General features: G+C 72.8%; 5 protein-coding genes and 1 pseudogene. 4 read left to right on the plus strand and 2 right to left on the minus strand.

Going from position 1 to position 11836, the window contains the following annotated elements:
• Positions 1 to 210 (minus strand): annotated as a pseudogene (locus tag FL311_RS19410) (IF-2 protein); the annotation flags it as partial.
• A gap of 104 nt (positions 211 to 314) precedes the next feature.
• Here FL311_RS19410 and FL311_RS19415 point away from each other — a divergent pair.
• Genes FL311_RS19415 through FL311_RS19430 form a run of 4 tightly spaced genes read left to right on the plus strand, consistent with a single transcriptional unit; the run spans position 315 to position 11300 of the window.
• Complete coding sequence (locus tag FL311_RS19415) at positions 315 to 7016, plus strand: methyltransferase domain-containing protein (RefSeq protein ID WP_141326933.1); 6702 nt, start codon at positions 315 to 317, stop codon at positions 7014 to 7016.
• Between the two features lie 24 nt (positions 7017 to 7040).
• Positions 7041 to 7892: a diaminopimelate epimerase gene (dapF, locus tag FL311_RS19420; RefSeq protein ID WP_141326935.1), complete on the plus strand. Its 852-nt coding sequence runs from the start codon at positions 7041 to 7043 to the stop codon at positions 7890 to 7892.
• A gap of 38 nt (positions 7893 to 7930) precedes the next feature.
• Positions 7931 to 9781, plus strand: coding sequence for a response regulator (locus FL311_RS19425; RefSeq protein WP_141326937.1), 1851 nt, complete (start codon positions 7931 to 7933; stop codon positions 9779 to 9781).
• Positions 9782 to 9800: 19 nt separating this feature from the next.
• Positions 9801 to 11300: a DUF4388 domain-containing protein gene (locus FL311_RS19430; protein WP_141326939.1), complete on the plus strand. Its 1500-nt coding sequence runs from the start codon at positions 9801 to 9803 to the stop codon at positions 11298 to 11300.
• A 9-nt stretch (positions 11301 to 11309) separates the two neighbouring features.
• On the opposite strand, the gene FL311_RS19435 is transcribed toward FL311_RS19430, so the two are convergent.
• Positions 11310 to 11780, minus strand: coding sequence for an FBP domain-containing protein (locus FL311_RS19435; RefSeq protein ID WP_141326941.1), 471 nt, complete (start codon positions 11778 to 11780; stop codon positions 11310 to 11312).
• Positions 11781 to 11836: the final 56 nt, after the last annotated feature.

Raw genomic sequence — 11836 nt, forward strand, 5'->3', positions numbered from 1 at the left:
GCGGTAGGGGACGGCGCCCATGGGGGCCATGCGGCCCTTCATCACGACAAGCTGCCCGTCCACGGGGGCCAGGGTGAAGGTGCGCGCGTTGAGCTGGGACAGGAGGAAGACGACCACACCTCCGAGTCCAATAATCAGGAAAAACACGAGCAACCGCGTGAAGGTCCGCCGTGCGCGATAGCCAAAGCCCTGCTGTGCCGCTCCGTTCATGTCGCCTGCTCTCCTGACGTCCGGGCGCCGGGGCCACCGTGTGGCCTGGCGCTTTCCTTGGGGCGCGGAGGCCCACGGCTATACTCCTACCCCCGAACACACCCATGCATCACACATTCCGTCGCATGGGGCCCAGTGAACTGCTGCCCCGCTACATCTTCGCCGAGAGCCTCTTCGCGCGCCGCCGGGTGCTGGAGGTCGACGCGGTGGCCTCCACCGGAGGCGAGAGCGCGCGTTTCCTGCTGGAGCGTGGCGCGCGCGCGGTGGTGGCGTGCGACGCGGACGTGAAGGCGGTGTCGGCGGCGCAGAAGGCGCACGGTGGGCCCACGCTGCGTTACCGCGCCAACATCTACGACGACTTCGAGCCGGGCAGCTTCGACGTGGTGATGGTGGCGGACCTGGCCCCGTACGTCCGGGCCCCGGAGCTGCTCGCGGAGCTGGCGCGGCTGGTGGCGAAGCAGGGCTTCCTGGTGGGCGGCCTGCGCAACATCGCGGGCCTGGCGCTGCCGCAGCTGCTGGAGGCCGAGGAGGGCTCGCCGCCGCCGACGTACGGGCTGCTCCTGGATGCGCTCAACGTGCACTTCCCCCAGGTGGAGGTGGCCACGCAGTCGCCGGTGCTGGGGTACCAGCTGGCGTTCGAGAAGGGGGATGGGCTGCAGGTGGATGGCTCGCTGGTGCAGACCAGCGAGGCGGCGTACTTCGTGGTGGTGGCGGGGCTGGAGCCGGCGCGGGTGGTGGACCCCACGTGGGTGCAGCTGCCGCCGGAGCCGTTGGCCTTCACGCGGGGCAAGCTGGATGAGGTGGTCGCCCGCGCGAAGTCCTGGGAGGAGCGCAGCGGGCGGTTGAAGGAGTCGCTGACGCGGCTTCGCACCGAGCTGACGGCGCGCGAGGAGGAGGTGGCCTCGCTCAAGCCGGTGTTGGAGGAGGCGCGCGAGGAGGTGGCCCGGCTCACCGCGCAGTTGGAGCAGGCGCGGGGCACACCGGAGTCGCAGCGCGAGCGCGATGACCTGGCCGGGAAGCTGCGTCGGCGGGAGCTGGAGCTCCAGGTCGCGCACGAGCGGCTGGGGGACGCGGACCGTCGGCTGACGGCGCAGCGGTTGGAGGTGGAGGCGGCGCAGCGGGCGCAGGCGGAGGCCGGGGTCCAGCTGCTCGCGGGGCAGGAGACGCTCCGGCTGGAGCGCGCGCGGCGTGAGGAGCAGGCCGCGTCCCTGGAGGAGGCTCGGGAGCGGCTGACGGCGGCGTACACGCAGGTGCGGGAGCTGCAGGATGAGCTGACCACGCTGCGCATCGACCGGGAGAAGGACCGGTTGGTGGCGGAGCGCGCCGGGGAGCAGGTGGAGGACCGGCGTCGCGCCGCGGAGGCCGCGCGGGAGCGGGAGCTGCGCATCGCCGAGCAGTACTCGGCGGCCCTGGCGGCGGTGGAGCACCTGAAGATTGGGACGGCTCGGGCCGAGGAGGCCGCGCGCGAGGCGGCGGCGGCCCTGTCCTTGAAGGAAGCGGAGCTGGCGCGCGCGACGCGGGAGCTGACGGAGGCGTCGCTGCGGGCGGCGTCGGCCGAGGGCTCGCGGCGGGACGCGGAGGCCCGGCTGGAGGCGCTCCAGGCCGAGGGGCGCGGGCAGGAGACGGAGCTCGTCGCCGCGCAGGCGCGCGAGGCCCGACTGACGCGCGAGCTGGCGGCGCTCACCGAGCGCGAGGCCCTGGCCCGGGCGACGTCCCAGAAGCTGGAGGAGTCGCTTCACGAGGCCCGCGTGCGCATCTCCGGATTGGAGGAGGAGCGCGCCCGGGTCGAGGCGGGGCTTGCCGGGACGTTGGAGGCGGAGCGTGCCCAGCTCCAGGCGCGGCTGTCGGCGCTGGAGGGGGAGCTCCAGGTCGAGCGGGGCAGGGTGGAGGTGCTGGGGGAGGAGGCTCGCACCGAGGCCGCCATCCGCGCGGAGACCGAGGCTCGCAAGCGGGAGCTGGAGGACGAGCGTCAGGCGCTGGTGCGGCGGGTGGTGGAGCTGGAGGCGGAGGTCTCCTCGCTCAGTCGTTCCCGTCGTGAGGAGTCGGCGCGCGCGGAGGAGCTGGAGGCGACGCTGCAGGCCGCGCAGGCGGACCTGGAGACGGCGCGGGAGGAGCGGGACTCCACGGCGGCGCTGGCCGCGCGGGTGGGCGGCGAGCTGGACCAGGAGCGCGAGGCTCGCGCCGCGGTCGAGGACGCGCTGCGGGTGTCTCGCGGCAAGCTGGAGAGCGCGACGCAGCGGCTCGTGGAGGCCGAGGCCACGCTGGCGCGGACCCGTGAGGCGCTGGACGCGGAGGTGGAGCGGCGGGCGACGCTGGAGGCTTCGCTGGCGGAGGTCCAGGCGACGCTCGAGGCCGAGCGGGAGGGACGGTTGAAGTCGGGCTCCGCGTTGGAGGTGCTGCGCGCGGAGCTGGAGACGGAGAAGGGGCGCCGGGAGTCTTCGGAAGCGGCGCTCGCGGAGGCCGAGGCGGGGTTGAGCGAGGCGCGACAGGCGCTCGCGCAGAGCCGCGAGGCGTTGGACGCGGAGGCGGAGCGGCGCGCGCGGTGGGAGGCTGCGCTCGGGGATGTGCAGGTCCAGCTCCAGGAGGAGCTCCAGCGGAGGACCCGGGCCGAGGAGTCCCTGGCGGAGGCCCAGGGGCGACTCCAGGGCGAGGGCCAGCAGCGCACCCACGTTGAGGGCACGCTGGCGGAGGCCCAGGCTCGACTCCAGGAGGAGTCCGAGCGGCGCGGGCAGGTCGAGGCGATGCTCGCGGAGCTTCGCGTCGAGCTGTCGCGCGAGAGCGACGCGAAGGCGCGGGTCGAGGCGAGCCTCCAGGAGGAGCGGTCTCGGGTCGAGGCGGCGGAGACGCGACTGCGCCTGGAGGGAGAGGACAAGGCCCGGGTCGCGGAGTTGCTCGCCGAGGCTCGGGACCGCGCTCAGAAGGAGGCGGAGGACCGGGCCCGTGTCGAGGCTTCGCTCGTCGAGGCGGAGGCTCGTGCTTCCGAGGTCGAGGCCGAGCTCGCCGAGACGATGGCGCGCGTCCAGCGGGAGGTGGATGCGAAGACTCGCATCGAGGCGTCGCTCGCGGAGGCGGAGGAGCGCGCTCGGAAGGGTGGCGAGGACAAGGCCCGGGTCGAGGAGTCGCTTGCCGACGTGGCCGCGCGGGTTCGACGCGAGGCCGAGGACCGGGCTCGTATCGAGGCGGCGCTCGCCGAGGCGGAAGCTCGGGCTCTGAAGGAGGCCGACGAGCGGACCCGTGTCGAGGTTGCGCTCTCCGAGGTCGAGGCCCGTGCGCTGAATGAGGCCGAGGCGCGGGCTCGTATCGAGGCTGCGCTCTCCGAGGTCGAGGCCCGAGCGCTGAATGAGGCCGAGGCGCGGGCTCGTATCGAGGCGGCGCTCTCCGAGGTCGAGGCTCGTGCGCTGAATGAGGCCGAGGCGCGGGCTCGTATCGAGGCGGCGCTCTCCGAGGTCGAGGCTCGTGCGCTGAATGAGGCCGAGGCGCGGGCTCGTGTCGAGGCGGCGCTCTCCGAGGTCGAGGCCCGTGCGCTGAATGAGGCAGAGGCGCGGGCTCGTGTCGAGGCGGCGCTCTCCGAGGTCGAGGCCCGCGCTCAGCGGGCGGCCGAAGAGCGGGCGCAGGCCGGGGCTGCGCTCGCCGAGGCGGAAGCTCGTGCTCAGACGGAGGCGGAGGAGCGGGCTCGTGTCGAGGCGCTTGCTCAGAAGGAGGCGGAGGACCGGGCGCGTGTCGAAGCGGCTCTCGCGGAGGTCGAGGCCCGCGTCGAGACCTCGCTCTCCGAAGTCGAGGCTCGCGCCACGAGGGAGGCAGAAGACAGAGCCCGCGTCGAAGCCACGCTCGCCGAAGTCGAGGCTCGTGCTCGAAAGGAGTCCGACGAGAAGGCTCGCGCCGAGGCGGAGCTCAAGGCGGCGCTGGCCCGCATCGCCGAAATCGAGGCGCTGAAGGCCCGCGCGGACGAGGCGCTGTCCGCGGCGCGGCTCCAGCTCGAGTCGGAAGTCGAGCAGCGCACCCGGGAGTCCGCGTCGCTGGTGCAGGCTCGCGAGGCGTTGGAACAAAGTGAACTCCAGTCCCAGGCCTCATTGGCGGAGGCTCGCCGGTTGCTCACGGCGGAGCGAGAGGCTCGCGAGGCGCTGGTCTCCGAGCTGTCCTCGGAGCGAGAGGCGCTGGCCGCCGCCCGCGCGGAGCTGGAGACCGAACGTCAGGAGCGCAGTGACGGTGAGGCCGGGCTCGCGCGCGTCCACGAACGACTCGAGGCCGAGCAGCGCGCTCGCGCCGAAGTGGATGCGATGTTGGCTCGCACCCGGGACTCGCTGTCCGCCGAGGAGACGGCTCGCGCCGAGGCGGAAGCCTCGTTGGCCCAGGTCCGTGCGGCCCTCGCGACCGAACAGGAAGGTGGACAGGCGACTCGCTCGGAGCTGACTCGTGAGCGTGAGGCCCTGGCGCAAGTCCGCGCGGAGCTGGCGGAGCTCACGACCCGGGAGCAGTCGCTGCGTGAGTCGGTGGAGCGGCTGGAGACGGAGCGCGCCCAGGTCGAAGCCTCGACCCTGGCGCAGCGCGAGGCCCTGGAGGCCCGGCTGTCCTCGCTCGAGACGTCCCTGGGCGAGTCCGAGGCCGCGAAGCGCGCCGTGGATGCCCAGCTCTCCGAGCGGGATTGGACGCTGCAAGAGCTGCAGACCCAGATGGAGCGTCTGCGGGAGCAGGTGCGCGAAGGCGAGGCCCAGGCCTCGAAGCTCGCCGAGGCCGCCACCGCGCGCGAGGCGGAGCTGGAGAAGACCGAGAACACCCTGGAGGCCACCCGTCAGGAGGTGCTGGACCTTCGCGGTGAGCTGACCCACCTGATGGCCGCGCGCCAGGAGGTGATGCGCCTGGGGATGGAGCTCCAGCGCGCCATGGCCGCGCTGCACGAGCGTGGGGCGCATCTCGCGCGTCTCGACGCGGAGTTGGTGGACGCGCGCGAGCGACTGGTGGCCCAGCGCGAGAACGCCGAGCTGCTCATGGTGCAGCTCGAGACGGCACGGCGTTTCGCGGGCAAGGCCACCGCGATGGAGAGCACGCTCGAGAGCGAGCGCGCCTCGTTGGAGGCGACCCGCGCCGAGCTGGCGCGAGTCACCGAGACGGCACGGACGGAGCAGGAGCGTGCCGCGACGCTGGAGACCCGGCTGCGCGAGACCACCGAGGCGCTGGAGCAGGCGCGCGCGGACTGGGATGCCCGGCACGCCGACCTCACCGCGCACCTGGAGACGCACCAGACGGCGCGGAGCACCCTGGACGCTCGACTCGCGGACACCACCGCGCAGCTCGACACCGAGCGAGCCGAGCGGAGCGCGCTGGATGCCCGGCTCTCCGAGACCACGACGCGGCTCGACGCCGAGCGAGCCGAGCGGAGCGCGCTGGATGCCCGGCTCACCGAGACCACGACGCTGCTCGACGCCGAGCGAGCCGAGCGGAGCGCGCTGGATGCCCGGCTCGCCGAGACCACTTCGTGGCTCGATACCGAGCGGACGGAGCGGAACACCCTGGAGGCCCGACTCTTGGAGGTCGCGTCCCAGCTCGACACGGAGCGCGCGGAGCGCACCGCGCTGGATGCCCGGCTCAACGAGACCGCGTCCCAGCTCGACACGGAGCGCGCGGAGCGCACCGCGCTGGATGTCCGCATCACGCAGACCTCCGAGCAGCTCGAGGCCCATCGCGTGGAGCTGGCCGAGCTGACCTCCCGCCTCACGCAGTCCGCGGCGCTGCTCGAGGCCGCGCGGACGGGGAGCGCCGAGCTGGAGTCCCGCCTCCGTGACAGCACGTCGCAGCTCGACACCGAGCGCGCGGGCCGCGTCGAATTGGAGTCGCGGCTCGCCGAGCTGGAGTCCAGCACCGCCAGCCTGCGCGAGGAGCGCGATGCCCGGCTCGCGCAGAAGGCCGCCCTCGAGGCCCGCCTGGCCGAGGCCACCACCGGCTTCGAGTCCCGTCGCGCCGAGCTCGAAGCACGCCTCTCCGAGCTGGAGTCCGCCGCCACCCAGAGCGCCGCCTCCCTCCAGTCCCTCCAGGAGCGCGCCACCCGCGCCGAGGCCGAGCGCGAGCGCCTCCAGTCCGACCTGACCGTGGCCCGCGCCGCGCGCGTCCGCCTGGAAGGCCGCATCACCGCCATGGAGACCGCGTCCACCGACGCCGTCCGCATGCTCGACACCGAGCGCGCCGAGCGCACCCGCCTCGCCGAGTCCCTCGACGAGGCCCGCCGCCAGCTCCAGCAGAAGGACGGCTCCACGTCCGACCGTCTCGTCACCCTGCGCACGGAGCTGACGCGCCTCCAGGACCAGGCCCAGGCCCTCACCGCCGAGAAGCAGGAGCTCCTCAAGGACCGCTACGAGCGCGAGCGCCTGGAGTCGCTCGTGAAGGACCAGCAGGCGCGCCTGTCCTCCATCGAGGCCGAGCGCAACGAGCTGCTCGCCGCCACCGAGGCGCTCAAGGCCTCCTCCCAGCCCGAGGCCGTCCTGGAGATGGCCGCGGAGATGGAGCACCTCCAGTCCCTGGTGGACTCGCTCCAGACCCAGCTCGAGGCCCAGGAGACGGAGCTGGCCACCCTGCGCCGCCAGACGGCGCGGACCGGCGCCAACCCCGTCCAGGACATCTACGAGCGCGCCAACGCCGAGCTCAAGGCCGTCAAGAGCGACCTGTCCCGTCGCACGGGCGTGGTGCACACGCCCCCGGGCGGCATCCCCGTCCGCACGCCCACCATCCCCCAGGTCAAGCCGCCACGCACCGCCGTGCCCGCGCTCGACATGCCCGACCCCTCGCCGCCGAAAAAGGCGGACGAGCGCGAGTGACGTTCCGCGACTAGGATTGCGCTCGTGGACGCACGCGAGCGCATCTTCAAGTACCAGGGCCTGGGCAATGACTTCGTCGTCCTGGACCGTCGCCGGTCCGGGGTGGACATCGACGCCGACACGTCACGCTGGATGTGCGACCGCCGCCTGGGCATCGGCGCGGACGGTGTGCTCTCGCTCCTGCCGTCCGAGCACGGCCTGGCTCGCATGGTCGTCCACAACGCCGACGGCAGCATCGCGGAGATGTGCGGCAACGGCCTGCGCTGCGCGGTGAAGTACCTGGTCGACGACTCCGGGGAGACGCCCGCGCGCATCGACGTGGAGACGGGCGCCGGAGTGCTCACCTGCATGCCCGGCTACGGAGACGGCGGGGTGGTCTCAGTGGACATTTCCATGGGCCCGGCACGGCTCGTGGCTCCCAACCTCCCGTCGGGCGCCACGGGGCGTCCGTTCCTGGACACGCCGCTGCCGGGACACCCCGAGCTGCGCGCGTCCGCGGTGAGCATGGGCAACCCGCACCTGGTCCTGCTCGACAGGCCGCTGGAGGACGCGCCGAGGCTGGGGCCCGAGCTGGAGCGGCACCCCTCCTTCCAGGACCGCACCAACGTGGAGTTCGTCCGCGTGGAGCCGGATGGCCTCACCGTCGTGGTGTGGGAGCGGGGCTGTGGCCTCACCCAGGCGTGTGGCACCGGGGCGTGCGCGTCCGCGGTGGCGGCGGTGCTGGCCGGGCGCCTGCCCCCCGAGACCTGGCTGCGAGTCACCCTGCCGGGAGGCGACCTGGGCATCCGCGTGCCCGCCGACCTGTCCGACATCCGCCTCCGGGGACCGGTCGCCTTCGTCTTCGAGGGCGTTGTCGGGCTTGCTGGGGGCCGGTAACCTCCGACCTCCCCCTTCGCACCCGGGTCAGACAGCGCGTGGCCGGTCCCATTCTCGTCGTCGACGACGACCTGTTCTTCCGCCAGCTCGCCAGCGACATGCTGGCCCGTCATGGGCACCGCGTCGTCTCCGTGGAGAACGGCACGGCCGCGCTCGAGGAAGCGGCCCGCACGCCCTTCGACCTGGTCATCACCGACGTGGTGATGCCGGGCGTGGACGGCTTCGCGCTCACCGCGCGCCTGCGCGAGAGGGACCCGGACCAGGAGGTCATCCTGGTCAGCCAGCGCACCGACATCAAGGGCTCGGAGATGGCGCTGCGCTCGGGCGCGGCGGACTGTCTGGCCAAGCCCGTGGACGAGGCGGACCTGGTGCTCGCGGTGGACCGCGCCCTGGAGCGCGCCGCCCTGCGCAAGGAGCGGGCCCAGCTGCGCGACGAGAACCTGGAGTTCGCGCGCTTCCACAACCTGCACCAGCGCTGCCTGGAGCTCATCTCCCAGTCGGATTTGGAGTGGCTGCAGGAGCGCATCATCTCGGAGCTGTCGGCGGTGTGCGACGCGCAGAGCGCCGCGCTGTGGGTGCTGGATGACCGGGGTGACCTGGTGCTGCGCGCGTACCGGGGCCTGCTCGACAAGCAGTTCCTCGCCGAGCGCATGAGCCCCGAGGGGCCGCTGGCCAGCCGGCTCAAGGACGCGCAGCCCTGGTTCGCGCGGGATGAGCGCTCGGCGGTGTTGTACGTGCCGCTGATGGCCACGGGGGAGATCGTGGGCCTGGCGCAGCTGTCCGACCCGCTGGCCGGGGACTTCCGTCAGGAGCACTCCCGCGACGCGCGCGTGCTGGCGGACTTCGCCGCGGTGGGCGTGAAGAACGGCCGCCGGATGATGGCGCTGCAGCGGCTGGGCCTGAGGGACCGCGAGACGGCGGCCTACAACCTCAGCTACTTCACCGACTACGCGTCCAAGGAGATCTACAAGGCCCGGCGCTACGGCCGCACCTTCTCGCTGCTGACGTTCTCCATCGACAACCTGCCGCTGGTGCGGGTGCGGCAGGGCGCGGCGGACGCGAAGAAGGCGGTGCGCGGTATCATCAAGGCGCTCAGCAAGATCATCCGCGACTCGGACGTCATCGCGAAGGCGAGCGACCAGGAGTTCTACCTGCTCTTGCCGGAGACGGACTTCTTCGGGGCCATGATGTTCGTGCGCCGCGCGGTGGCGGCGGTGCGCGAGGAGCCCGAGGTCCAGGACGTGGAGCAGCGGCTGCCCCTGGCGCTGGTGGGCGGCGCGAGCACCTTCCCCAAGGACGGGGAGGACTTCGACGAGCTGGTGCACCGCTGCCGACGCCGGATGGACGAGCGCCGCGCGTCGCTCCAGCGGCGGCTGATGCTGGACGGGCTGCCGTTCTGGGACGAGGTGGACCTGCTGCTGGGCACGCCCAACAGCCCCAAGCTGCCGGTGGACGAGCGCGCCGAGCCCAGCCGCCGGGGCAAGGTGGCGGACGTGCTCTTCGACGAGCTGCAGGCGGAGATCGCCCGCGAGCTGATGAGAGACCCGGGCTCGCGTGGCCTGCTGTACGTGGGGGGGCCGGAGATCCGCTCGGACCTGCCCATCGCCGCGGGCCTGGAGTCGGCGCCGCCGGACCTGTCCTCGCGCATCTACCTGTTGGGCCGGCGCATGGACCTGGAGTCGCACCCCGCGCTGACGCCCGTGTTCCTGGAGGGCGACGAGCGGGTGGCGCGGCACGAGTTCATCCTCTGGCTGTCGGAGAGCGCGGCGTACGCGCTCATCCAGCGGCGGGGACGCGGGGCGACGTGGGGCTTCCACACCTCGGACACCGCGGTGGTGGACGGGCTCATCTCCAAGCTGCAGGCCGAGTACGACCTGCAGCCCTACTGATACGAAGCGGAGCGTCGTCGTGGCCCAGGTGCGCAAGATTCTCATCGCCGACCCCGACCTCGAGTCCGTGCGCGCGCTGTCCCGCGCGCTGCGCACCAAGGGCTATCAGGTGCACTACGCGCCGGATGGCTCGCGGGCGCTGGAGGTGGCGGTGCTGCGCCACCCGGACCTCACGCTGTTCGACGAGCACTGTCGGCTGCTGGAGGCGCGCACCTTCATCCAGATTCTTCGCACCAACCCGCGCACCGAGGACATCCCCGTCGTCCTCACCACGTCCAGCTTCGACGGCGACCGCTACCGCGGCCTGCGCGACGGCTACCTGCGCAAGCCCTTCAACCTGGACGAGGTGCTCAGCCGCATCGAGCACATCTTCCGGCGCAACGAGGCGGCCAAGGACCTCAAGGTCGAGCAGCAGGAGATCGAAGGCTCGCTCAGCCAGCTGAGCATCCCGGACCTGATGCAGCTGCTCGGCATGAACCGGCGCAGCGGCAAGCTGTCGCTGGAGCGCGGCAACGAGCGCGGGGAGATCCACGTGGTGGAGGGCCGCCCCGTCAACTCGAAGCTGGGCCGCGTGGAAGGGGAGAAGGCCCTGTTCCGCCTGTTGGCCTGGGGCGACGGCACGTTCACCTTCTCGCCGGGCGCGAACGCCGCGAAGGCGCGCATCAACCGCGCCATGGACGACGCGCTGCTGGAGGGCATGCGCCAGTCGGACGAGGTGAACCGGCTCCTGCCGGGCCTGCCTCCGCGTCACACGCGGCTGATGCTCGCGCCGGACCTGGCGCTGCAGCAGGACCAGCACCCGGTGACGGCGCAGGTGGTGGACCTGCTGCGCCAGCCCCGGGCCCTGGGCGAGGTGCTGGACCTGGCGCCCGCCACGGACCTGGAAGTGCTGGGCGTGCTGTCCACGCTGATGCAGCGGGGCGTGGCGAAGCTGGCGGACGCGGCGGGCACGGACGCGAACGCGGGCGAGCTCTTGGGCGCCGCCGAGGTGCACGCGCTGCGCGGCCGCATCCTGCGCACCAAGGCGCCGGCGAAGGTGGCCACCGCCAAGATCTTCGTGTGCGGCAGCGGCGCGGCGGCGGCGCGGCGAATCATGGCGCGCGTGCCGGGGCTGGAGGCCCTGTCCGCGGAGCCCACCGCGGTGAAGAGCGGCTTCGGCACGCTGGGGCGGCTGGTGCTCAGCGAGGTGCTGCGGCTGGACTTCTGCGTGCTGCCTCCCGCCGAGGCCGCGCGGCCCCTGTGGCGGCCCTTCAGCGCGGGCGCCGTGGGCGCGCTGCTCCTGGACGTGTCCGAGCCCGCGGTGGGCCTGGCGCACTACCTGGCGTGGGAGGCGCGCATGCCCGTCGTCGTCGTGGGGCTGGACGTGCCCCAGAGCCTCCAGGGCGCTCCGGCCGGCGCGCTGAGCGTGGTGGACGACCTGGGCGAGGCGCTGCGGGCGCTGCTGGTCCAGGCCCTCAACCCGGCACCCATGTTGCCGGGCGTGCCCCAGGTCCAGCGCGCGAGCGCCTCCGCGGGGTAGCGGGGGACGTCAGGCGGCGGGCTCGAGCTCGATGCCGAGCGCCTCGTTCGCGAAGCGGAACATCCGGGCGCGCAGCTGCTCCAGCGCCTCGAGCGCGTGCCGGCCGGCGCGGTCGGCCGCGTCCTCCAGGCGCTCCTTGCACTGGAGGTCCGCGCACAGGCTGATGCCCACCCGGCGCTTGTTGTTCACGTCGGTGGTGAGCAGGGTCACCTCGTTCGACGCGCCGGAGTGGTGGCACCACTCGCACATGCGGGTGACGTTCTCCCCGCCCATCGAGTCGCGTCGGAAGATGATGCCGATGGGCTGACGGCTGCCGGGCGCGGAGAAGATGAGGTACACGCGGGCGCCGGACGTCTCCGTCCAGGCCAGGTAGTCGCGCACGAACAAGGGGAAGGTGAGCCCCGGCGGCATCTCCATGACGCGCAGGTCTCTCGGGCGGAAGGACTGGATGAGGTCCCGGTCGGATTCGAATCGGAACACGGCTGCTCCTTGGCGGACGTCTGGACCTAACAGGCAGCGGTCGCTGATTCTACCCG

It is taken from the genome of Myxococcus sp. AB025B, assembly GCF_006518215.1.
Lineage (GTDB): Bacteria > Myxococcota > Myxococcia > Myxococcales > Myxococcaceae > Myxococcus > Myxococcus fulvus.

Bases quoted from the DNA above. Each gene is read 5' to 3' on its own strand.
- FL311_RS19415 (WP_141326933.1), top strand. From the start codon at position 315: ATGCATCACACATTCCGTCGCATGGGGCCCAGTGAACTGCTGCCCCGC.